Source organism: Rhizobium sp. BK316, assembly GCF_014193695.1.
Classification (GTDB): Bacteria; Pseudomonadota; Alphaproteobacteria; order Rhizobiales; family Rhizobiaceae; genus Rhizobium.
The window spans coordinates 103,970-127,374 of sequence record NZ_JACHZR010000004.1 but is presented as its reverse complement, the minus strand read 5'-3'; the positions used below and the strand labels follow the sequence as shown (position 1 = coordinate 127,374).

General features: G+C 60.6%; 14 protein-coding genes. 10 read left to right on the top strand and 4 right to left on the bottom strand.

Features of this window, described 5'->3' with window-relative positions; genetic code table 11:
- The first annotated feature begins 56 nt into the window (after nucleotides 1-56).
- From FHT87_RS19395 to FHT87_RS19375, 5 genes are all read left to right on the top strand, one after another.
- Nucleotides 57-974, top strand: coding sequence for a LysR family transcriptional regulator (locus tag FHT87_RS19395; RefSeq protein ID WP_183804346.1), 918 nt, complete (start codon nucleotides 57-59; stop codon nucleotides 972-974).
- A 69-nt stretch (nucleotides 975-1,043) separates the two neighbouring features.
- A complete protein-coding gene (locus tag FHT87_RS19390) occupies nucleotides 1,044-1,802 on the top strand; it encodes an adenylate/guanylate cyclase domain-containing protein (RefSeq protein WP_183804343.1) in 759 nt (252 codons plus the stop codon).
- 127 nt (nucleotides 1,803-1,929) lie between these two features.
- Nucleotides 1,930-2,499, top strand: coding sequence for a TetR/AcrR family transcriptional regulator (locus FHT87_RS31550; protein ID WP_183734722.1), 570 nt, complete (start codon nucleotides 1,930-1,932; stop codon nucleotides 2,497-2,499).
- A gap of 172 nt (nucleotides 2,500-2,671) precedes the next feature.
- The gene (locus FHT87_RS19380; protein WP_246699662.1) at nucleotides 2,672-3,838 is read left to right on the top strand and encodes an efflux RND transporter periplasmic adaptor subunit; all 1,167 of its coding nucleotides are present in this window, start codon (nucleotides 2,672-2,674) and stop codon (nucleotides 3,836-3,838) included.
- A 6-nt stretch (nucleotides 3,839-3,844) separates the two neighbouring features.
- Entirely contained in the window at nucleotides 3,845-7,003 is a 3,159-nt protein-coding gene (locus tag FHT87_RS19375; protein ID WP_183804337.1) for an efflux RND transporter permease subunit, read from the top strand.
- Between the two features lie 133 nt (nucleotides 7,004-7,136).
- On the opposite strand, the gene FHT87_RS19370 is transcribed toward FHT87_RS19375, so the two are convergent.
- Nucleotides 7,137-8,495, bottom strand: a complete 1,359-nt coding sequence (locus FHT87_RS19370) for a J domain-containing protein (protein WP_183804334.1) — start codon at nucleotides 8,493-8,495, stop codon at nucleotides 7,137-7,139.
- 119 nt (nucleotides 8,496-8,614) lie between these two features.
- Between FHT87_RS19370 and FHT87_RS19365 the strand changes: the two genes are divergently transcribed.
- The gene (locus tag FHT87_RS19365) at nucleotides 8,615-9,415 is read left to right on the top strand and encodes a class I SAM-dependent methyltransferase (RefSeq protein ID WP_183804331.1); all 801 of its coding nucleotides are present in this window, start codon (nucleotides 8,615-8,617) and stop codon (nucleotides 9,413-9,415) included.
- Nucleotides 9,416-9,492: 77 nt separating this feature from the next.
- Here the strand turns inward: FHT87_RS19365 and dsr1 are convergent, their stop codons facing one another.
- Both dsr1 and FHT87_RS19355 read right to left on the bottom strand, forming a co-directional pair.
- The gene (dsr1, locus tag FHT87_RS19360; RefSeq protein WP_183804328.1) at nucleotides 9,493-13,242 is read right to left on the bottom strand and encodes an anti-phage defense-associated sirtuin Dsr1; all 3,750 of its coding nucleotides are present in this window, start codon (nucleotides 13,240-13,242) and stop codon (nucleotides 9,493-9,495) included.
- Nucleotides 13,243-13,436: 194 nt separating this feature from the next.
- Nucleotides 13,437-14,474, bottom strand: a complete 1,038-nt coding sequence (locus tag FHT87_RS19355; RefSeq protein WP_183804325.1) for an MBL fold metallo-hydrolase — start codon at nucleotides 14,472-14,474, stop codon at nucleotides 13,437-13,439.
- 604 nt (nucleotides 14,475-15,078) lie between these two features.
- On the opposite strand from FHT87_RS19355, the gene FHT87_RS19350 reads away from it, so the two are divergent.
- From FHT87_RS19350 to uvrB, 4 genes are all read left to right on the top strand, one after another.
- A complete protein-coding gene (locus FHT87_RS19350) occupies nucleotides 15,079-15,279 on the top strand; it encodes a hypothetical protein (protein ID WP_183734715.1) in 201 nt (66 codons plus the stop codon).
- A gap of 261 nt (nucleotides 15,280-15,540) precedes the next feature.
- On the top strand, nucleotides 15,541-17,331 hold the full coding sequence (locus tag FHT87_RS19345; protein ID WP_183804322.1) for a glycoside hydrolase family 15 protein: 1,791 nt from the start codon (nucleotides 15,541-15,543) through the stop codon (nucleotides 17,329-17,331).
- Between the two features lie 102 nt (nucleotides 17,332-17,433).
- Nucleotides 17,434-19,545 carry a catalase gene (locus FHT87_RS19340; protein WP_183804320.1) on the top strand — a complete coding sequence of 704 codons (2,112 nt, stop codon included), beginning with the start codon at nucleotides 17,434-17,436 and terminating at the stop codon, nucleotides 19,543-19,545.
- A gap of 221 nt (nucleotides 19,546-19,766) precedes the next feature.
- Nucleotides 19,767-22,706, top strand: coding sequence for an excinuclease ABC subunit UvrB (gene uvrB / locus FHT87_RS19335; protein WP_183804318.1), 2,940 nt, complete (start codon nucleotides 19,767-19,769; stop codon nucleotides 22,704-22,706).
- Nucleotides 22,707-22,731: 25 nt separating this feature from the next.
- On the opposite strand, the gene FHT87_RS19330 is transcribed toward uvrB, so the two are convergent.
- Nucleotides 22,732-23,400: a hypothetical protein gene (locus tag FHT87_RS19330; RefSeq protein ID WP_183804316.1), complete on the bottom strand. Its 669-nt coding sequence runs from the start codon at nucleotides 23,398-23,400 to the stop codon at nucleotides 22,732-22,734.
- Nucleotides 23,401-23,405: the final 5 nt, after the last annotated feature.

Below are 23,405 nucleotides of genomic sequence, written 5' to 3'. Positions count from 1 at the left end.
TCGCATTGGGCCATAATAACCTACAAATGCAAAACATCGTACCATCTCAGGCACCAATGATCGATCTCAACGATATCGCGATCTTCGCCCGCGTCATCGAAGCCGGCAGCTTCACCGCCGCCGCGAGGCTGATCGGCACGCCGAAGACGACGGTCAGCCGCCGTATCGCCGCTCTGGAGCGCGAACTCGGCGTGCGGCTTCTGCAGCGCACCACCCGCAGCCTCAGCATGACGGATGCCGGGCGCCTCTATTACGAGGAGGCGAGCCAGGCGCTGCGGCGCATCGAGGAGGCCAATATCCGGCTGGCCGAAGCCCGCGCCGAGCCCGCGGGCACCATCCGCATTTCCGCCCCCGTCGGCTTCGTCAGCCACTTCCTGGCCGATACGATCTTCGAGTTCATGGCGACCTACGAGAAATCCAGGGTCGAGCTGCGGCTGACCGACGAGAAACTGAACCTGATCGACAACGGCATCGATCTCGCCTTCCGCACCGGAACGCTGGAGGATTCCACCCTGATTGCCCGCAGGCTCGGCCCCACCTATCGCCTGCTCTGCGCCAGCCCCGCCTATCTCGCCCGTGCAGGCATGCCGTCAACCCCGGCCGATCTCGCCACCCATCAATGCGTCATCGCCGGTCCGTCAGCCGCTCATGCACTCTGGGTGCTGCGGGGAGAAAAGGGCGAAGAATCCGTCGCTGTCTCGGGCCGTTTTGCCGCCAACGAAATGCAGGCCGTCATGGCCGCAGCCCTCGCCGGCTACGGTATCGCTCAACTGCCCTACGGCATCGCCTTCGCCGGGATCGCCGATGGCAGGCTGCAGCGCGTGCTGGAAAACTATACGACGCCTGCGGGCGGGCTGCATGTCGTCTATCCCAGCAGCAAACACCTCTCGCCGCTGGTGCGCGCCTTCATCGCGCTTGCCGAAAAGCGGCTGCACGAGGCCGATGCGCGCAACGTCCTGCCTGACGACGCCTGACCGGCGGCATTGCCTGTTGCCAAACCTGCCGGACTGGCGGAAGCTGCCTTCACCAGGGGAACTGCGACCATGACAGCGACAACAGCGATCAGGCATCAGGCAAGGCCAGGCACCGCGGGCATCTGCCGCGGCTGCTGGGACCAGATGCATATGCCGATCCCGATCGGCGGCCCGCTCTCGCTGCCGCTACGCGCCTTCGGCATCACCAGAAGCAAGATGAACCCCGATATCTGCACGATCTGCGAGCGTTCCTTCCAATATGTGAAGAAGCAGCGCCACATCACGTCAGGCGCCACCATCCTCTTTGCCGATATCAGGAACTATACCGGCCTGTCGGAACGCATCGGCGCCGTCGAACTCAGCCATATCGTCAGCCTGTTCCAGGACCGTTCGGCAGGCGCAATCTGGGCCAATGACGGCATCGTCAACAAGCAGATGGGCGACGGGCTGATGGCGATCTTCAATTTCCCGATCACCCGCAAGGACCATGCCGCAGCCGCCATCATGGCCGCACTTGAAATCCAGCGCGCCTGCGCCGAAGCGTTGCGCAAAATCGACGTCGGCGAACCGCTCGGCGTCGGCGTCGGCATACACACAGGCGATGTGCAGATCGGCGAATTCTCCAGCTTCCACAGCGATTTCACCGCGATCGGCGGCGTGGTGAACCAGGCCGCGAGACTGGAATCGCAGGCCCGGCCGGGCGAGATCGTGATCTCCGCCGAAGCCGCCCGTCAGGCGCCGGAACTGATGGCCGAGAGCGAAGCGCGGATGCTCTCGCTCAAGGGCATCGGGCAGCCGGTGGAGGCGCGGATTTTGCGGGTCCTGTGAGCCCGCTCGCCTTATTCTCGAGCCTTTTAGTGACCCTCCGGAACGATGTCCTAGCCTCAAAAACAAAAGCGCTTGCATTTAAATCCGAACGTTCGTATTTTTATGCGCGAAAACTGGAAACCCATTCGTGACACGAACGCGCAAGATCACCACTGACGATATTCTCGACGCTGCCGAGCGCGTCGTCGTACGATCAGGTGCGACGGGGCTTTCGATCGATGCCGTCGCCAGGGAAGCGGGCGTCAGCAAGTCGCGCGTCGTCTATGACCACAAGACCAAGAGCGCCCTTCTGGAAGCGCTGGTGGACCGCCGCGTCGGGGCCGATATTGCCCATATGGAAGAGTGCGTGAAGGCGAGTGCGGACACCCCTCACCCGGAGCTTTACGGCCGCATCGCCGCCGCCGACAAGACGCTCGACGATACCGACCGCGCCGTCGCGATGGCGATCAGCGCTTCCATGTCGAGCGAGGAAAATCTGCAGCAGATCATCCGCAAATGGGTGCTCGACGATCTGGCGGCCATGGCCGCCGGGCCGAAACCGCGGGCAGCGCTGATGGCCTATCTGGCGCTGACCGGCTTCTACTGTACCGAACTCTTCGATTTCCACCGCTGGAGCGGCCCGGAACGGCAGGAACTGCTCGAGGATATTCGCAAGGTCTACACGACCTTCACCGAGCCTCCACAAACGAAGACTTGAAAAGCTCTAAACGACAATAACTTAAGCAGTTCCAGGAAAAGCATGAAACGGCTTTCCGTCCGGAATTGCGTGAAGATGAAGAAACCAAAGCAATAACCTAGCAAGCCGCCGGGGCGGCCAAAAAGGGATAGGATCGATGTTGCGCAATACCAGACTGCCGCGCCTGAAGGCGATGATGGCAGCCACCACCCTTCTCGCACTCACCGCCGGGCAGACGCTCGCCCAGGAGGGCATGCAGATGCCGCCGGCCGCCGTCGGCGTGGTTGAGATGAAGGCCCATGCCGTGCCCGTGGTCAACGAATTGCCGGGCCGCATTGCCGCAACCCGCGTTTCGGAAGTGCGCGCCCGCGTGTCCGGCATCCTGCAGGAGCGCGTCTTCGAACAGGGCACGCTCGTCAAGCAGGGCGACGTGCTCTACCGCATCGATCCGCGCCTCTTCCGCGTCCGGGTCGCCTCTGCCGAAGCCACGCTGCAGCGCGCCAAGGCCACGCAGCAGAATGCCCGCCTGCAGCTGCAGCGCCAAGAGAGCTTGAAGGAACGCAATATCGCGACCGGCATCGATTACGATACGGCGGCCGTCGCCGTCGCCCAGGCCGATGCTGATGTGGCGAGCGCCGAGGCCGGTCTCGACGAAGCCAAGATCAATCTCGACTATACCGACGTCCGCGCGCCCATTACCGGCATCATCGGCGGCGCGCTGGTCACCGAAGGCGCGCTGGTGACCGCCGACGGCACCTCCAACCTGGCGCTGATCCAGCAGATCGACCCCGTCTATGCCGACTTCACCCAGTCGGCCCAGGATCTCCTGAACCTGAAACGCGCAGTGGCCGAAGGCAAGCTGGAGAGTGCCGCACCCGGCGAAGCCCGAGTCGAGCTCGTCTTCGACGATGGCAGCCTCTATGCCGAGCCCGGCCGGCTGCTGTTTGCCAGCGCCAATGTCGACCCCAATACCGGACAGGTAACGCTGCGCGCCGAATTCCCCAACAAGCACGGCGATCTCCTGCCCGGCATGTATGTGCGCGTGCGCATCGAACAGGCCGTGCGCCAGGATGCGCTGACCGTGCCGCAGCGGGCTGTGACCCGCAACGAGGCCGGCCAGGCGCAGGTCTATGTGCTCGCCGAAGGCAACAAGGCGGAGCTTCGCCCCGTCACGCTCGGCCAGGTTCTCGGCTCCGAATGGGTTGTCGAGACGGGCCTGAAGCCCGGCGAAACCGTGATTGCCGATGGCGTGCAGAAGGTGCAGCCGGGTGCGACGGTGGCGCCGGAACCCTGGAAGCCGGACGCGACGGCCGATGCGGGAGCGCAGGCTCCCGCCGCCGACACCAAGAAGGCGGAGTAAGGTCTCATGGCACAATTCTTCATTCGCAGGCCGATCCTGGCCTGGGTCTTCGCTCTGTTCATTTCGATTGCCGGTATCCTGGCGATCCCCTTCCTGCCGGTCTCGCAATATCCGAAGGTCGCCCCGCCGCAGCTCTCCATCTCCACTTCCTATCCGGGCGCCTCCCCACAGGAAATCTATCAGGGCGTCACCCGCCAGATCGAGGATGAGCTTAACGGCGTCGAAGGCCTGATGTATTTCGAGTCCACCTCCGACAATTCCGGCTCGGTCAGCATCAACGCCACCTTCCGCGCCGGCACCGATATCGACCAGGCCTCGGTCGACGTGCAGAACGCCATCCGCCGCGTCGAAGCCCGCCTGCCCGCGACCGTTCGTTCCCAGGGCATCAATGTCGAGGAAGCAAGCTCCGGCTTCCTGATGTTCATCGCGCTGACCTCGACGGACGGCACCCGCGATGAAGTGGCGCTCGGCGACTACATCACCCGCAACATCATCGGCGAGCTGCGCCGCATCGATGGCGTCGGCCGCGCCCAGCTCTTTGCCGCCCAGCGGGCGCTGCGCGTCTGGATCGACCCGGACAAGATGGTCGGCCTCAACCTGACGACCGACGATATCAACGCCGCCATCACCGCCCAGAATGCCCAGGTCGCCGCCGGCCAGATCGGCGCTGCGCCGAACCCGATCACCCAGGACCTGACGGCCACCGTTCTCGTGCAGGGTCAGTTGCAGACGCCGCAGCAATTCGGCGAGATCATCCTGCGCGCCAATGCCGATGGCTCCACCGTGCGCCTCAAGGATGTCGCCCGCGTCGAACAGGGCGCGGAATCCTATAACTTCACGAGCCGCCTGAACGGCCAGCCGAGCGCGGCCATCGCCATCCAGCTCTCGTCCACCGGTAACGCCGTTGCCGTCTCCAACGCTGTCAACGCGAAGATGAAGGATCTGTCCCGCTTCTTCCCGTCCGGCATCGAATATTCCGTTCCCTACGATACCAGCCCCTTCGTCTCGGCCTCGATCGAGAAGGTCATCCATACGCTGGTCGAGGCCGTCGCCCTCGTCTTCGTGGTCATGTTCATCTTCCTGCAGAATTTCCGCTACACGGTCATCCCGACCCTCGTCGTACCCGTGGCGTTGCTCGGAACCTGCGCGGTCATGTATGCGACCGGATTTTCCATCAATGTGCTGACCATGTTCGCCATGGTCCTGGCGATCGGCATCCTCGTCGACGACGCGATCGTCGTCGTCGAAAACGTCGAGCGCATCATGGCCGAGGAAGGGCTGTCACCCAAGGCGGCCGCCCAGAAGGCGATGAGCCAGATCACCGGCGCCATCATGGGCATCACGCTGGTTCTCTCCTGCGTCTTCATTCCCATGGCCTTCTTCCCCGGCTCGACCGGCATCATCTACCGCCAGTTCTCCCTGACCATGGTCGTCTCGATCTTGTTTTCGGCCTTCCTGGCGCTGTCGCTGACGCCGGCGCTCTGCGCTACCTTCCTCAAGCCCATCAAGCAGGGCCACCACCACAAACGCGGCATCGGCGGCTGGTTCAACCGCAATTTCGAGCGCATCACGTCCGGCTACTCGAAGACGGTCACCGGCATGGCGCGCCGCGCCGGCCGCATGATGATCGTCTATCTCGCCCTCGTCATCGGCCTCGGCTATCTCTTCATCAACCTGCCGACAGCCTTCGTGCCGGATGAAGACCAGGGCTACATGATCGTCGATATCCAGGGGCCGCCGGAGGCGAGCGCCAATCGCACGATCGAATCCATCAAGCAGGTGGAGGCGATCTTCCGCTCCGAACCGGCCGTCGAAAATATCGTCGCGATCCAGGGCTTCTCCTTCTCGGGCAACGGCGCCAATGCCGCACTCGCCTTCGTGACGCTGAAGGACTGGGCGGACCGCGGCCCCGGCAACACCGTGCAGGAAATCGCCAACCGCGTGAACGGCCAGCTCTTCGCCCTGAAAGACGCCACCACATTTGCGCTCTCACCGCCGCCGATCGAAGGCTTCGGCGCCACAGGCGGCTTCTCCTTCCGCCTGCAGGACCGCGGCGGCAAGGGCCAGACAGCACTTGTCGAGGCGGCCGGCCAGCTGATGCAGATGGCAGGCAAGAGCCCGGTTCTGACGGGCATGCGCGTCGAAGGCATGCCGGATGCCGCCCAGGTGCTGATGGTGATCGACCGCGAAAAGGCCAACACTTTCGGCATCTCCTTTGCCGATATCAACAACGCCATCACCGCCAATCTCGGTTCGTCCTATATCAACGACTATCCGAATACCGGCCGCATGCAGCGCGTCATCGTCCAGGCGGATGACCGCGCCCGCCTGCAGATCGACGACGTGATGAAGATCAACGTGCGCAATGCGAGCGGCGGCATGGTGCCGCTGTCCTCCTTCGCCATTGCCCAATGGCAGAAGGGCGCCCCGCAGATCGTCGGCTATAACGGCTATCCGACTGTGCGCATCTCCGGCGCCCCGGCGCCCGGCCAATCCTCGGGTGCGGCAATCGCCGAAATGGAACGACTAGCGTCACAGCTTCCGGATGGATTCGGCTTCGAATGGTCCGGCCAGTCGGCGGAAGAAATCACGTCAGGCAGCCAGGCGCCCTTCCTCTTCGGCCTGTCGATCCTCTTCATCTTCCTGCTTCTGGCAGGTCTCTACGAAAGCTGGTCGATCCCGCTCTCGGTCATGCTCGTGGTGCCCTTGGGCGTCATCGGCTCGGTCGCGGCGGTGATGCTGCGCGATATGCCCAACGACATCTACTTCAAGGTGGGCCTCATCGCCATCATCGGCCTCTCGGCCAAGAACGCCATCCTGATCGTGGAATTCGCCAAGGATTATTACGCCGAAGGCAAATCCCTGCTGGATTCCGCGATAGAAGCCGCCCGCGTCCGCTTCCGCCCGATCATCATGACCTCGCTGGCCTTCACCCTCGGCGTCGTGCCGCTGGCGATCGCGACAGGCCCAAGCGCCGCCAGCCAAAACGCCATCGGCACCGGCGTCCTCGGCGGAATGATATCAGCGACGGTGCTGGCCATCTTCTTCGTTCCGGCGTTTTTCGTCTTCGTGCTGAAGCTGATGCGCACGAGACGCCCGGTGGCCGAAGAGGAAACGATGCCGGCCACAGAAACCCCGCCAACCGCACCGGCGATCCACCCTTGACCTGGTGACCGGTGCGCCATCCCTCTCGGGCTTCGAAAGGAGCCCGGGAGTTTCTGTTTTTTTGGGAGAGTTGGCGAACCAGTGATCTCGGCTATCGACATCTTACATTTCCGAGCGAACGCCGCGGCCTGCGTTATTGACGCCCGAACTCCAGCGCTGAAATATGTTCATGGGCGACACTGGAAGCGGGAAGGACCCCGATGCTGTATGAGAGGGTCTGTGAGAGGCTCTGTGAGACGATCCCCTTCGGGGTAAATTCCACCCGCAGGCTCGCGGTTCCCGGAAACTGCCTAGCGTCCTTGATCTCGATGAAATTTCTGCAAGTCGAATCTAAGCGGTCCCCAAACGCATATTGTATCTTATAAATGCCATCCCAGATCCCGCTGATTGACGCTGTTTTTTTGCCCGAAACAAAAGCGGCAGCCGCAACTTCTCCCGTGGATACGTCTTTTACCTTGACGATCGCATCATCGCTGGAGCCGTTGTTTATCAACAGTATGTGACCAACCGCTGTCGCCAATCGACTCCGGCCCAGTAATTCCCCGTTGGATGGTGGAGATGCACAGGTATTCACGGATGAAGGCAACGCCTCGGTTACGACACTCGTTTGAGATGCGGCCGCATGCGAGTGGCGGTTATTGGCACGGTCATCGATGATTGCCGCGTACATAAAAGCGACGACGATGCCAGGAACCGAAAAGGCCATGAGTATGTGCCCGGCGGCGCTGAGGACCGAAACACGCCACGGATCTTTCAACCGACCCTGCCAGGAATCGGCGCCAGCCTTTTCCAGCTTGGCCACCAGTTCAGCCGCATCTTTGGCCACGTACCTGTCGCTTCCGACGCTGGCCTGCACGGCAAGCGCATAGGCGAGCTGCAAATTGCCCCGCGAGAGGAATGCTTGCGCGTTGTGCCACAGCAAGCCTTGATCGACAGCTGGCTCGCGCTTTCCGCCGAACCCGTTTGTCAATATCGCCCCCACCGAATGGATTAGGCCGCGACGGCTCCACCAGCCAACAAGCAGGGTGATAAATGACGACTTCAGACCTTCTCTGCGTGCGCATCGCGCGCAAAAGATACCTTGAATGGGCTGGCGAAAGTAGTCGATGAGAAAGCTGTACAGCCGGAAGAAGGTCACAGACCTGGGCTGGGCGGTGACCTGGCCGCAGCGAGAGCAGCAAATCGGCTCAATCGTAGGGGCCTTCGCCTGCTGCTTGCGTGCCTTCGCTTCCTGTTTCGGAGCCTCCTGTCTCGGGGTCTCCTGTCTTTGGGCCTCACGTGCGGAGCCGTCATATCTGGCCCTACGAATGGGATCGCTGAGAATTTCATAGGCAGCAGAAATTCGATGAAATCTTTCGGCGGAACTATTGCCGGACGTATCAGGATGAGTTTCCTTGGCTAGCTTTCTGTAGGCAGCCCTTATCTGTTCTGCCGTGGCTGACGGCTGCACACCCAAGGCGCTATACAGGCCTTGCGGATCATTCTCAGCCATATTTCCCTCAATTGCAGCCCATCGCTATGTTCGCTTATAAAGAGAAAATACAATGAGAAAAGCATCTGGAGCGCGGGAGTGAAAATATCTTTTCACCGCCAGATAGAGAGATAATCGACATGCCCTCCACCTTCATCGCCAGGGGCGCCGACGCCTATGAAGCCAGCATGGGCCGCTGGAGCCGCCGCCTCGCCGACCCCTTCCTCGCCTTCGCCGGCATACCGCCCCACGGCCGCGTACTGGACGCCGGCTGCGGCACCGGCAGCCTGACATTGGCGCTATCAACCCACCCCGAACTCACCGCCATCGAAGCCCTGGATTTCGAGGAAAACTTCGTCGCGGCACTACGCGCCCGCACCGACGACCCGAGGATATCCGCCCGCCAGGGCGACGTCTGCGCCCTGCCCTATGACGACAAGAGCTTCGACGCCGCCTATTCCCTGCTCGTCCTGCACTTCGTCTCGAATGCCGAAGAGGCCATCACCGAAATGCGCCGCGTCCTCAAACCCGGCGCCACTGCAGCCGCCGCCGTCTGGTCGCATGACGGCATGCCGAGCTGGCGCCTCTTCTGGAACACGATCCGCGCCGTCGAGCCGGAAGCCGAAGGCAACGGCATACCATCAGGCCCGCGGCCGATGACGGCGGAGGGTGAATTGCGGGCGCTGTTTGTGAATGCCGGCTTTGCCGATGTCACCGAGGCAAGGCTGACGATCATGATGGACTATGCGGATTTCGACGATTTCTATCTGCCGAAGGTATACGGCCAGGGACGGTTTTCGGCGTTTTTCGAGGCGTTGCCCGAGGCGAGACGGGAGCGGCTGCGGGAGGCGCTGAAGGCGGCGTATCTGGATGGCAGGTCAGAGGATGGGCCGCGTGGGTTTGAGAGTGTCGCCTGGGCGGTGCGGGGTGTGGCTCGATAGCATCGAGCCGAAGGTAAAACGGTGCACGCCTGCTTGAACGCAAAAATGCCACGGTCCACCAAGGAACCAAATTTATATTACAAGCTCTTACCTGCTTGTCGCACTAGAATTTCCAACCTTCGGTATCGCTGATCTTCAACAGCCTCCGGCCACACTTTTCGAATATCGATAAGACATTTTCGAAGCTCGTTCGCAGCCCACATCTGTTCGCCAGATATAATGAGGTCAAGAAACGCAAGGGCATCGTGGGGATAAGTCTCGCAATGACCTGCTGTTGATAGTAACCGGAGCGTGTATGGAGAGTGTTGTATCGGCAGAAGCCAACCACGTAAGGTCGCGAGCGCATCAGGAAATACACTTCCCGCTGCCACGACAAGTTCCGCTAATTTCCCGGAGACCTGCGGCGTTCTGAAGTCTTTGGACTTCGGCCAAATGTCGGCAAAGTACGGCCTGGCCCTATTTTGCCAATATTCGACACGGCGATCAGCGGCGCCTTGCAATCCGTCGACAAGTGTCTGTGCGACGCGTACCAAACCGTTTTCTGGAAGCGCGGCAGTAGCTGTACGAAGCTGCATTTTCGTAAATGGGGCGCCGCCTTCAAGTGCGATGAATGTGAGAAGTCCCGCATATTGCTCACCAAACTCACCTAGTTCGCCATAGTGACCTGCTGCTTCGAGGAACTCGTCCTTTATGGCCTCGATAAGAGGCCTGTAGAAACGCGGCGACTGGAGGAATCCCTTCCATGCGAGCAGAGCTGTTTGATGCGATTGCTGCCAATCAAATTGAGGAAGCAGGAAAGTTGTGGTCCAAGTTCTATCCACGCGAAACAGCGTTATGGTGTTTCGGCACAACAAGACGCGACCGTGCCGGAAAGCACGAACAGAAGGATCACAGACGCGCGTCACGATTTCAGCGAATTCCTTTTCGAGCCCCTGATTGTCTTCAAGCCCACCTGAATACCAGAGTTGCAACACAGCTTCGACTGCCATCCCAACTGGATGATTGATGGCGACGAAAATGGCATCACTTTCATCATCTGCCTCATTCTGACGGGGACTTTCGAGTATTCCCCGTACCAATGTAAAAAACGGATCGCGCTGTGAGCCAATTGATTTAACAGCTGCTTTCAACCACCAAGCTATCGAGTGATCGAGGCTCTCAATTACGTCACCTGGTGCACCAGCTAAAGGCACCGCCACCCAACCCCATGACCGCGCAACAATCTCCGGCTCAGACCATGCTTGAAGAGCTTGTCGCCATCGGTTAGTGATCCATTCACCGCGTTTGGCGAGATGCAGCAACGCGACCACGGTCCTTCTAAAGTCCTTCCGACACCGTTCGCGCCAATCGTCTTCTTCGCGAAAATCATCGCTTTCGCGATGGTCCCGCAACCATGCAATGATCTCTTTCACCGTTTTGGGAACTGTGGTGTGTGTCCACCAGGAACCATCATTTCCCATCCAGACAGGAAATTCGTCACGCTCCCCGGCAGGCTTCCACTGCGGATAGAGCATACCTAGCTCTCGCAACCGCTCGGTAGCAGACTGGCCTAAACTGCCGCCCGCCTCTCTAATTGCCGTCAGGCGGACCCAAGTCTCACGATCAATGATACGACGCAAAGTAGCCGGATCGCGGTCCAGCGCGAACATGCCACCAGGCGGCCCCATCATGATGGCCCGCTGGAGCTTTTCGGAGTCCTTTCCCATCAAGTGCGGTGCGCGCAACACCAAGAGACGCATAGATTCACGGTGCGTCTCGATTGACCAAAGCCACCACGCGTCTTCGGACAGCAACCATTCTATCGCTAGCCCTTCGGGGAATAGGTCGCGTCGGTCCGCCAGCGCAAAGAAAGCCAGACGCTTAAAAATCGGATAAGGAAGCTCAAACCAGCGATGCGCCTCACGGATCGCACTTGCTGGTCTTGATTGTGCTGCGGCTATCCATGCATCACGAGCTAATTCGATGAGCGCTGTCCAGTCGCGGAATTTTTGATTCTGCGGGTGCTCGCTAATCGATGGCTGTTGCCAGTATGACCGATCCGATTTTGCATCTGCGGCTTGCAGTTCACGCGTGATCTCCATTGCCTCAAACAGCAAGTCGGTTGCATCGGTGAGTAGCGCTGGAAGGGCCGTTCTCCATTCAATGTCCTGGCCAAAATGCTGAAATGCTACATGAACATGGTCCGCCGCGAGTACGAGTTCCCAATCCACAAGTTGATCCGGACGAGGATCGGAGCTGCCGGTGTCTTCGTTCCCATCCTCGCCTTCGGTATCTTCCTCGAACAACTGGAATGCAGGCCGAATACGGACCCGAGACGAGAGCATTTCACGAAGCTGCATTCGTAAGAGAGGAGTTAAACCTTTCTGTTTCAGGCGCTCGAACCAGGAATAGGGATCGAATTGGGTAGCCCCGCGGCTGAGACGCCCGGAAAGGATAATTCGCCACAATGCCTCCATCGCAGAGGATGGTGGCGCATCATCGAGCTGGTTATCGAGAAAGAATCGGAAATTATCATCGATACGCCCGCCTTGACTGGCAACCCAGGTCACCAACTCTGGTTTGTCCATGTGGCGGGCAAGCCAACGAGCGATGTACGGCATCACTTTGTCCCAGCGGGGGAACACTTGGTCGGTGCGATGGACTAATCGCATCCAAGGCGACCTCGTGTAGGGCGCGGGACGGGCAACTAGGCTATAGGCAAGCGTTTTGTCTTCGACGTAGTCCGGACGAATACCAAATCTAACAAGATCGCCATGAAAGAATCGTTCTTCGGCCAATGCCGTAAGCCAATCGATTGACGGGAGGGGATTATGTTCAGCCATCACTTTTGCTGGCAGACCACTCTCGTCGCATAGAGCCCAAAGCATTCTCCCGACAAAGTTGTCCTGGCGGGTGCTGCCTATAGGCTTCAATGCAGCATAGCGGGAAACTATAGCCTCCTTACCGCGGACTCCATCTCGATAAGTCTCCGCCCATGCCTGTAGGCTTTGGTGTAACAGCGCGTGGCGATTATGATTCCTGTAAAGGATAGGCGTTACATTTTTGGCCGCCCATTCTGCTTTCGCCTCGTCTTCCCTCCCGCGGGCATGATTCCCAAACGCAAACACTTCGATTGGCGCTTCGCCCAACAGCCGGTCGGCAGCGAGAGCATCCATCATATATCTCATTACGGGGTCATTGATACTATAACCTACGAAACAAACCGTATGGTTTCGGAAAAGCTCACTCACGAAACGCGCGGCCCAACGCTCGGTAAGGTAGGCCAAACCAAAATCCCCACTCGATATCACGAGGCGATCTAAATCGGCTTGGCTCGGGGTGTCAGACAAACGACCATGAAGATAAACAACGCCGTCCCAACGTTTTTTCGGAACTGGTAAAAGTGGTGCCGCGAAATTATCCAAGCTCAAGCCGAACTTAATGGCCACTTCAAACAAGCGGTCAAAGTTAGTCGTGATCAGACGTGATCGGCCGGTTCTATTCTTCGCAAGGGTCAGCAACGCTTCATGCGTTTTTGTTGCGCTGGGCAAGCTCAGATCCGGTGTGAGAATCTTCGCCAATGCTCGACGCACTGCATGACGACCATCTACGACGCGGCTCTCAAGAAGCCCAATGGTCGTGTCATATTGCCCCCCTTCGAAAGCAGCGTGTTCGATGCCATTAGGAACCTCGCCAAGCTCAGCATAAACCTTGCTGACAAGTCCGTAAAATCCCGGGAGTCCCGCGGGATAAGATATCCCCGCACCGCAAAAAAACACTACCCGGCCATCCTCGTGCGCCTGTAGCAACGATTCAGGCACATCTGGCCCATTTTTTACGAACTGCATTTATCTTCAGTATCCGTCAAACGTAATGAGATGCACTAGTCGAAATAGCAGTCCACATGTGATCGAGATCTGTCAACCTGTGATGGCATAATCGGGTTGCAGACACCCTTTACATCATTGCCCCTTGGCCTCAGACCCGGTCGACTAAATCGCCATCGGCCATCCATTTGCGAAATTCGAAATAGCACCGCACCTCAATCCCCCACCACCCCTCCAGCCTTCTTCCAAGCATCAATCCCACCCTCAATATGACACGCACTCCCCACCCCCGCATCCTGCGCCGCCTGCACAGCCATCGCCGACCGCTCCCCGAATGCACAGTAAAACACCACCCGTTTCCCCGTCGCCACCGCCAGCTCATGCAGCATCCCGCCCGCTGACAGGTTCTCCTGCAGATCCGCATAGGGCGCATGCAGCGCGCCGGGGATCACCCCATGCCGTTCCCGCTCGTTCTTCTCCCGTAGGTCCACGATCACCACATCCGCCCGCCCCCGCATATCAAGCGCCTCCTTCGCGCTCACCGCCCAGCCCTTGCGCGCAATCTCCTCCTGATGCAGACCGATGTGGATGTTGGCGGGGACGGCGACGTCCATCATTTTGGGGTTGGGCAGGTGCAGGTTGTTCATCAGGACGACATATTCGTCGATGGATTTGACCTGCAGGCGCGGGTTGAAGCGTTTTTCCTCGCCGATGGTCGAGACCGTGTCGCCCTTGTAGTCATGGGCGGGGAAGAGCAGCGTTTCCTCGGGCAGGCGCAAAAGCTTGTTGAAGATCGAGTCATATTGGGCGCGCGGGTCGCCGTTCTGGAAATCGGTGCGGCCGGTGCCGCGGATGAGCAGCGTGTCGCCGGTGAAGATGCGGTCGCCCATCAGGTAGGAATAGGAATCGTCCGTATGGCCGGGCGTATAAAGCACGTCGAGGCTGAGACCCTCGATGCCGACGCGGTCGCCTTCGGCAACGCGCATGGCGACGACGTCCGCCTTCGTCTGCTCGCCCATCACGGTGATGCAATGCGTCTGGTCGCGCAGCGCGCCGAGCCCGGTAATGTGGTCGGCATGCAGATGGGTATCGACAGCCTTGACCAGCTTCAGGTCCAGCTCACGAATGAGCTGCATGTAGCGGTCCACCTTTTCCAGCACGGGATCGATGATCAGCGCCTCGCCGCCGCGCCTGGAGGCGATGAGATAGGTATAGGTGCCGGAAACACTGTCGAAAAGCTGTCGGAAAATCATCTGTCCACTCCATTGCCTTCTGGCACTGCCGGCTTGAACATGGCCTGCGGCGCGAACTGCATCGGGACGTCTGCGCCGATAATATCTTTGCGCCGGGAAAAGCGGAAGAAGCGGGCAGCGGATCCGCCCTCACCTAATCTTGGTATCCCGGCCTTGCAGTCGGGTACGATGTGCGAGGCGCAGATGGATTGCGACTGTATTAACCCCAGGGGAATCCAGCAAAATCCCCGTTTTTACTGTGCAAAAATGATACAAATGCCCGGCGGAAAGCACCGCCGGGCACTTATTAAGCACTTCCTGAAATAATTTCGCCGCGATTTAAAAAGTGAAATTGCGGTTCCATTATTCCGGCTTACAATGCTCCACGCTGGATGCTGCAAACCCAGTGGAGAAGGGTTGCCCAAATCTGTAAATCGCAGGCTGCCCTTCTCCCTCCATACAGCAAGCGCCGATCTGTTGCTATTACGTGCGTAACATCGTGAACAGGCATTGAAAAAATCCCCTGGGCGATGCGGGGGCTGCACGACGACGTGATCTCCTTTTTGTTGAAGAACGCGATCTGCGCCCTAGAACCTCACCCGTGGGGACGCGTGAGGGAATTTCGATGATCAGAGAAAAGATGTCGGCGAGCCAGACGCCGATGCAGGAAGAGGACGTAGCGATCTGCCAAAACGTCTACGACCATATCTGCGTGGCAAGACATATCTCCACTGCCCGCGAACGCGAGGAACTGGCGATCCAGATCCTGCATTTCTACCAGCACGGGGTGAAAGACCAGGGGAGTTTGGAGCGGTTGTTGCTGTAGGCGGGGTGGTTTCTTTTGGTATAGTCGCCAAAGGCGTGAGCATGGTCGGCATGTTGTGCCGGTAACGCTGATTGGCTTTGGGCAGCGAGCGCTCCTCCTCTCCCTGTGGCCGCGCCGCCCTATCAAAGCGTCCTCACGCGCCGCACGGATGGCCGATCGGAAACTGCCGAGCCGCCTTCCCCGCCACAGCTTACCACGTCTGCAGTTGACCTCCACGCACGAGCCCTACCTAAAGCCCGGCGGCATGCGAAGGAGGCTATCGTGACGGCACCTATCGAGGATTACGCGCTGATCGGCGATTGCGAAACAGCAGCACTCGTGTCCAGAAACGGCTCGATCGACTGGCTGTGCTTTCCGCGCTTCGATTCTCCCGCCTGCTTTGCCGCCCTGCTCGGCACAAGGGAGAATGGTTTCTGGTCGCTCTCGCCCTCCGGCGGCAAATACAGCGCCACACGCCGCTACCGCGACGACACGCTCATTCTCGAAACCGAATTCCAGACCGAGACCGGCACCGCCGTCCTGACCGACTTCATGCCGCTGCGCGATGGCGCCAGCGACCTGATGCGCATCGTCGAGGGCAAGAGCGGCACTGTCGGCTTCGATATGGAGCTCAACCTTCGCTTCGATTACGGCCGGACCGTTCCCTGGGTCACGCATGGCGAAGACGGCGGCATCACCGCCATTGCCGGCCCGGACAGGCTGACCTTGAATTGCGCCGTGCCGCTCGAAGGCCGCGGGCTGAGCACGGTCGGCGCCTTCCAGGTCGCGGCCGGCGAACAGCAGATCTTCACCCTCACCTGGTCGCCCTCGCATCTGCCGCAGCCCGCGCCGCGGCAGGTGGAATATGCGCTGCCGGATACGGAGGAATTCTGGCTATCCTTCGCCGAAAAATGCCCCAAGGTGGGCAAGTGGACGGATCAGGTGAAGCGCTCGCTCATCACGCTGAAGGCGCTGACCTACATGCCGACCGGCGGCATCGTCGCGGCGGCGACGACCTCCCTGCCCGAAAAGATCGGCGGCCCGCGCAACTGGGACTATCGCTATTGCTGGCTGCGAGACGCGACGCTGACCCTGCTCGCCCTGATGAAGCTCGGCTATTACGAGGAGGCCACAGCCTGGCGCAGATGGCTGCTGCGCGCGGTCGCCGGCGCGCCGGCACAGATGCAGATCATGTATGGCGTGGCCGGCGAGCGCAACCTGCTGGAATGGCAGGTGCCCTGGCTGAAAGGCTATGAAGGCTCCGCACCCGTGCGCATCGGCAATGCCGCCGCCGAGCAGGTTCAGCTCGATGTCTATGGCGAGGTGGCGGACGCCATCCTGCAGGCCCGCAAAGGCGGGCTGCCGGCGCATCCGCGCGAACGCGAACTGGCAAGGGCCATCCTGCCCTTTCTGAAAAAGGTCTGGGTCGAGCCCGACGAGGGCATATGGGAGGTGCGCGGCCAGCGCCAGCATTTCACCTATTCCAAGGTCATGGCCTGGGTGGCCTTCGACCGCGCCGTTCAGATCGCCGAGGCCGACGGCGAACCCGAAGCCGCCGCCCGCTGGCGCGCACTCGCCGATCGCATCCATGCCGAAGTCTGCGAAAAGGCGTTCAACGCGGAGCTTGGCTGCTTTACCCAGGCCTATGGCTCGAGCGCGATGGATGCCAGCCTGCTGCATCTCGGCATGGTCGGCTTCATTGCGCCTGACGATCCGCGCTATGTGGCGACCGTCGAGATGGTGGAACGCAAGCTGATGCGCGACGGCCTGCTCCTGCGCTACGAGACGCAGGAAGTGGATGACGGCCTGCCAGCGGGCGAAGGCGCCTTCCTCGCCTGCAGCTTCTGGCTCGTCGACGCCTACTATATGATCGGACGGCGCGACGATGCGCTCACCCTCTTCGAGCGGCTGCTTTCGATCTGCAACGATGTCGGGCTGTTGGCGGAGGAATACGATCCCGCCGCAAAGCGAATGCTCGGCAATTTCCCCCAGGCCTTCAGCCATATCGGACTGATCAACAGCGCGTTGAACCTGGCGCGCGCGGAAGGGCCGGCGGATCAGCGCTCGGCATGATCGTGGAGACCATGCTTGTGCAACCGTGACATTCAGGCCCTTGCGGACGGGAACCATCAGCAGCCGGGGGCATTGAGTCCCGTCCAGCAACGGGAGGAACTCATGGCACGCAAGACCGCCAAAACGGCCGCGCCTGATGGCGTAACCATTCACGACCAGCAGCTTCACAGGGGCAATGGCGGCGAACTTCACCAGACCGCGGCAGATGGCGCCGACATCCTGACCACGGCTCAGGGCGCACCCGTCTCCGACGATCAGAACACGCTGAGGGTCGGAGCCCGCGGGCCGGCCCTCGTGGAGGATTTTCATTTCCGTGAAAAGATCTTCCACTTCGACCATGAGCGCATTCCCGAACGCGTCGTCCATGCCCGCGGCTACGGCGCGCATGGTTTCTTCGAGACCTACGAATCCCTGTCAAAATACACGAGGGCCGATCTCTTCCAGCGGCCCGGCGAGAAGACGCCTGCCTTCGTGCGCTTCTCCACCGTGGCGGGCAGCAAGGGCTCCTTCGACCTCGCGCGCGACGTGCGCGGCTTCGCCGTGAAGATCTATACGAAGGAAGGCAATTGGGATCTCGTCGGCAACAACATCCCGGTCTTCTTCATCCAGGATGCCATCAAGTTTCCCGACATCATCCACTCCGTCAAACCGGAGCCCGACCGCGCCTTTCCGCAGGCCCAGTCGGCCCATGACAATTTCTGGGATTTCATCTCGCTGACGCCGGAAAGCATGCACATGATCATGTGGGTCATGTCCGACCGCGCCATCCCGCGCTCCTTCCGTTTCATGGAAGGCTTCGGGGTCCATACCTTCCGCTTCGTCAATGCCGACGGCCAGTCCACCTTCGTCAAGTTCCACTGGAAGCCCAAGCTCGGGCTGCAGTCCGTCGTCTGGAATGAAGCCGTCAAGATCAACGGCGCCGATCCGGATTTCCACCGCCGCGATCTCTGGCAATCCATCCAGTCCGGCAACTTCCCGGAATGGGAGCTTTGCGTTCAGCTCTTCGATCAGAATTTCGCAGACGAGTTCGATTTCGACGTGCTCGACCCGACAAAGATCATTCCCGAGGAAGTCCTGCCCGTGCAGCCCATCGGCCGCCTGGTGCTGGACCGTATGCCGGAGAACTTCTTCGCCGAGACCGAGCAGGTTGCCTTCATGACGCAGAACGTGCCGCCCGGGATCGATTTTTCCAACGATCCGCTGCTTCAGGGACGCAACTTCTCCTACCTCGACACCCAGCTCAAGCGCCTCGGCAGCCCGAACTTCACGCATCTGCCGATCAACGCGCCGAAGTGTCCCTTCCATCATTTTCAGCAGGACGGGCATATGGCGATGCGCAATCCAGCCGGCCGCGCCAATTACGAACCGAACTCCTGGGGACTGGGGCCGCGGGAAGCGCCGGACGCCGGCTTTCGCAGCTTCGCTTCGGAGGAGCACGGTCAGAAGGTGCGCCTGCGCCCCGAAAGCTTCGCCGATCACTACAGCCAGGCCCGCCAGTTCTTCATCAGCCAGACGCCGCCGGAGCAGCGCCACATCGCCATGGCCCTGACCTTCGAACTCAGCAAGGTGGAAACGCCCGTCATCCGCGAGCGGATGATCTCCCATCTCATCAACATCGACGAGACGCTGGCGAGAAAGGTGGCTGCTGCGCTCGGCATCGCGGAGATGCCCAAGCCGGCCGATGCCGCCATGCCGACTCGGCAGGATCTGCCGCCCTCACCGGCTCTCAGCATTATCGAGCGCGGGCCGAAGCGCTTCGAGGGCCGCAAGCTCGGTCTGCTGGTCACCGATGGTTCGGATGCGGCGCTGGTGAAGGCTGTCAGCACCGCCATCACCGGGGAACTGGGCCTTGTCGAGGTCATCGCTCCGAAAGTGGGCGGCGTGACGCTGTCCGACGGCTCCTTCCTCGAGGCGCAGCAGATGATCGATGGCGGCCCCTCCGTGCTCTACGATGCCGTCGCCGTTCTTCCCGGTGAGGAGGCGCTGGCCGACCTCATCAAGGAAGCCGCCGCCCGCGATTTCCTTGCCGATGCCTTCGCCCATTGCAAGTTCATCGCATACACGGCTGCGGCCCTCGCCCTGATGAAGAAGGCCGGCGTGGAAGACCTCGATGAAGGCACGATCGAACTCGCCTCGGCCAATAATGCAAAGGCCTTCGCGGCCGAACTCGGCAAGCTGCGCGTCTGGGCGCGGGAACCATCGGTGAAGCTGTAGGCGCGACGACTTCGCTTTGAGCACCGGCGCCAACCCCAACCTCCCCCATTCCTGTGCTTGTCACAGGAATGGGGGAGGTTGGGGTCAGCGCCAGTGCCGAAAGCAAGCTTGGCGCCCTTAGGAGACGCCCCCAATTATCCAAAAATCCGAACGATTCATTCGTTTCCCTTTTGTACTCTCCACCCCTTCCAATTCGCGGTGACTCCCGCCATATTCCGCCCATGGCAAAATCTCCGAAGAAATCCCCCGCCTCGACCGGCTTCGAGGAAGCTCCCCAATCGTCTTTCGAAGGCGCTCCCCTGTCCGGCTCGGTGGCCGACTGGGTGAAGCAGCTCGAGGCGGATGCCGAGAATGCCGGCGTCGAGAGCCAGCGCGAAATCGCCTCCAAGGCGGGCAAGCACCGCAAGAAGGTGGAGAACGAGGCGCGCAAGCACACCGAAGCTGTGAGCGTCAACAAGAAGGCCACGGTGAGCAAGACGGCGCGCGGCGTCTCCATCGGCGGGTCCAGCGACCCGAAGACGCGCGCGGCCGCCGGCCTCAACCCCGTCGCCGGTCTTGATATCTCGCTTGAGGATGCCGACAGGATCTCTCCCGGTGGCGTCACCGCTACCGTCGAAGCACTCTCCAAGCTGATCGAAAGCGGCAACCCGCTGCACAAGAACGGCAAGATCTGGACGCCGCACCGCCCTGCCCGGCCGGATAAATCCGAAGGCGGCATCACCATCCGCATGAACTCCGAATACCAGCCGGCCGGCGACCAGCCGACGGCGATCCGCGATCTCGTGGGCGGGCTGGAGACCGGCGAGCGCAGCCAGGTCCTGCTCGGCGTCACCGGTTCGGGCAAGACCTTCACCATGGCCAAGGTGATCGAGGAAACGCAGCGTCCGGCCCTCATTCTCGCGCCGAACAAGACGCTGGCCGCCCAGCTCTATTCCGAATTCAAGAATTTCTTCCCCGATAACGCGGTGGAATATTTCGTTTCCTACTACGATTATTACCAGCCGGAAGCCTATGTGCCGCGTTCCGACACCTATATCGAGAAGGAAAGCTCCATCAACGAGCAGATCGACCGCATGCGCCACTCGGCGACGCGCTCGCTGCTGGAACGCGACGATTGCATCATCGTCGCCTCCGTCTCCTGCATCTACGGTATCGGCTCGGTCGAAACCTATACGGCCATGACCTTCCAGATGAATGTCGGCGACAGGCTGGACCAGCGCCAGCTGCTGGCCGATCTCGTGGCGCAGCAATACAAGCGCCGCGACATGGATTTCACGCGCGGCTCCTTTCGTGTGCGCGGCGACACGATCGAAATCTTCCCGGCCCACCTTGAGGATGCCGCCTGGCGCATCTCGATGTTCGGCGACGAGATCGACGCCATCACCGAATTCGACCCGCTGACCGGCCAGAAAACCGGCGACCTGAAATCGGTGAAGATCTACGCCAACTCGCACTATGTGACCCCGCGCCCGACACTGAACGCCGCGATCAAATCCATCAAGGAAGAGCTGAAGGGCCGCCTCGTGGAGCTGGAAAAGGCCGGCCGCCTGCTGGAAGCCCAGCGCCTGGAGCAGCGCACCCGCTACGATATCGAGATGCTGGAAGCGACCGGCTCCTGCCAGGGCATCGAAAACTATTCGCGCTATCTCACCGGCCGCGACCCCGGCGACCCGCCGCCGACGCTCTTCGAATACGTGCCCGACAATGCCATCGTCTTCATCGACGAAAGCCATGTCACCATTCCGCAGATCGGCGGCATGTACCGGGGCGACTTCCGGCGCAAGGCGACGCTGGCCGAATATGGCTTCCGCCTGCCCTCCTGCATGGATAACCGCCCGCTGCGCTTCGAGGAATGGGACGCCATGCGCCCGGATACGATCGCCGTGTCCGCGACCCCCGGCGGCTGGGAAATGGAACAGGCTGGCGGCGTCTTCGCCGAACAGGTCATCCGGCCCACCGGCCTCATCGATCCGCCCGTCGAGGTGCGCTCCGCCCGCAGCCAGGTGGACGACGTGCTCGGCGAAATCCGCGAGACGGCCGCCAAGGGCTATCGCACCCTCTGCACCGTGCTGACCAAGCGCATGGCCGAGGACCTGACCGAATATCTGCATGAACAGGGCGTGCGCGTGCGCTACATGCACTCGGATATCGACACGCTGGAGCGCATCGAGATCATCCGCGACCTGCGCCTCGGCGCCTTCGACGTGCTCGTCGGCATCAACCTCCTGCGCGAGGGCCTGGATATTCCCGAATGCGGCTTCGTCGCCATTCTCGATGCCGACAAGGAAGGCTTCCTGCGCTCGGAGACCTCGCTGATCCAGACGATCGGCCGCGCGGCGCGAAACGTCGACGGCAAGGTCATCCTCTATGCCGACAACATCACCGGCTCCATGCAGCGCGCCATGGACGAGACGGCCCGCCGCCGCGAAAAGCAGATGGCCTATAACACCGAGCACGGCATCACGCCCGAAAGCGTCAAGGCCAAGATCTCCGATATCCTCGACTCGGTCTACGAGCGCGACCACGTCCGCGCCGATATCTCCGGGGCCTCCGGCAAGGGTTTTGCGGATGGCGGCAACCTCGTGGGCAACAACCTGCAGGCCCATCTCAACGCGCTGGAAAAGTCCATGCGCGACGCCGCCGCCGACCTCGACTTCGAAAAGGCCGCCCGCCTGCGCGACGAAATCAAACGCCTCAAGGCCGTCGAACTCGCCGCCATGGACGACCCGCTCGCCCGCGAGGAAGCCAAATCGATGGAAGGCATCCGGCGAAACGCCAAGGCCACCAGCGAGTCCCTTCCCCCCAGCGGGGGGAAGGTGCCCGGCAGGGCGGATGAGGGGGCCACACCCTCCTACTTCGCCAAACCCGAACTCGACGACATGGGCGGCCGCAACGCCAACGGCAAGAGCCTCTTCCGCCGCAACACGCTGGATGAGATGACCGTGGGCCGGACGGAAAAGCCGGTGACGGGGCATGTGCCGGAAAAGCCGGATGCGGCGAAGGGCACGCAAAGGTTTTCACCGCTGCTGGAGGGCCAGCCGGAGCGCGATGATGTACGGCCTCTGGTGCGCGGGAAGACGGGTGTCGGGAGCTATGAGGATCCGGGCGAGCAGAAGCGCAAGAGCCGAACGAAGGGCAAGACTGGGCGGCCGGGACGGTAGCGGCTCAAGGGGAATCAAATTGGTCTTAAAACCGCATCACACACAAAACACGTATGGTGGTGGTAAAGCCGGGAATAGAGACCAGCAAAAAGCCTACAGCGTAAAGAGCGACGGTTATATAAACCGCCAATCGCGCCGTATGCCTGCTTAAAACATTGTAATAACTACTTAAAATGTCGATCTGCAGCTGATCGTCCTTTACTTGGTGAAGACTATCGGCCGCGACTTTAAGCGATGCGCGAGTTCTATCGAGCCACGGGGCTCTTTCAATGAAGTCTTCCTCCAATGAAGGACGTCGAGACCTAATCGTAACGAACATGGAACGCATGTTTCTGGCCGTCGCCCTTGGAAGCTCTTGATCTACATAGTCCGCTATCCCGGAGCTCCGCTTCACCACAGAGGGCGCCAAGACGCGAAACAATATCGAACCCCAACCTAAACTCAGTAGCCCGAGGTAGAGTAGATTGATTTTCTGCTCGACGGTCAGCCAAGGGTGGCACGCATTTGCCTGTGACTGACCATCAATCAAGCCTCCAAGTCCGCCAAGATACATTGATAAGCTTGAATGATACAGGACAATATAACCTAGAAACGGCGCGGCCATAGTCAAGGTTGCGACACTAGATCTTCCGAACCCAGACAACACTTCCCAATTTATGTTCTTATGTTGCCAGCCATCAGGTGTATGTATCATGGCAA

Bases quoted from the DNA above. Each gene is read 5' to 3' on its own strand.
- FHT87_RS19370 (WP_183804334.1), bottom strand. From the start codon at position 8,495: ATGGCTGAGAATGATCCGCAAGGCCTGTATAGCGCCTTGGGTGTGCAG.
- dsr1 (WP_183804328.1), bottom strand. From the start codon at position 13,242: ATGCAGTTCGTAAAAAATGGGCCAGATGTGCCTGAATCGTTGCTACAG.
- FHT87_RS19390 (WP_183804343.1), top strand. From the start codon at position 1,044: ATGACAGCGACAACAGCGATCAGGCATCAGGCAAGGCCAGGCACCGCG.
- FHT87_RS19375 (WP_183804337.1), top strand. From the start codon at position 3,845: ATGGCACAATTCTTCATTCGCAGGCCGATCCTGGCCTGGGTCTTCGCT.
- FHT87_RS19330 (WP_183804316.1), bottom strand. From the start codon at position 23,400: ATGATACATACACCTGATGGCTGGCAACATAAGAACATAAATTGGGAA.
- FHT87_RS19365 (WP_183804331.1), top strand. From the start codon at position 8,615: ATGCCCTCCACCTTCATCGCCAGGGGCGCCGACGCCTATGAAGCCAGC.
- FHT87_RS19350 (WP_183734715.1), top strand. From the start codon at position 15,079: ATGATCAGAGAAAAGATGTCGGCGAGCCAGACGCCGATGCAGGAAGAG.
- FHT87_RS19340 (WP_183804320.1), top strand. From the start codon at position 17,434: ATGGCACGCAAGACCGCCAAAACGGCCGCGCCTGATGGCGTAACCATT.
- uvrB (WP_183804318.1), top strand. From the start codon at position 19,767: ATGGCAAAATCTCCGAAGAAATCCCCCGCCTCGACCGGCTTCGAGGAA.
- FHT87_RS19355 (WP_183804325.1), bottom strand. From the start codon at position 14,474: ATGATTTTCCGACAGCTTTTCGACAGTGTTTCCGGCACCTATACCTAT.
- FHT87_RS19380 (WP_246699662.1), top strand. From the start codon at position 2,672: ATGATGGCAGCCACCACCCTTCTCGCACTCACCGCCGGGCAGACGCTC.
- FHT87_RS19395 (WP_183804346.1), top strand. From the start codon at position 57: ATGATCGATCTCAACGATATCGCGATCTTCGCCCGCGTCATCGAAGCC.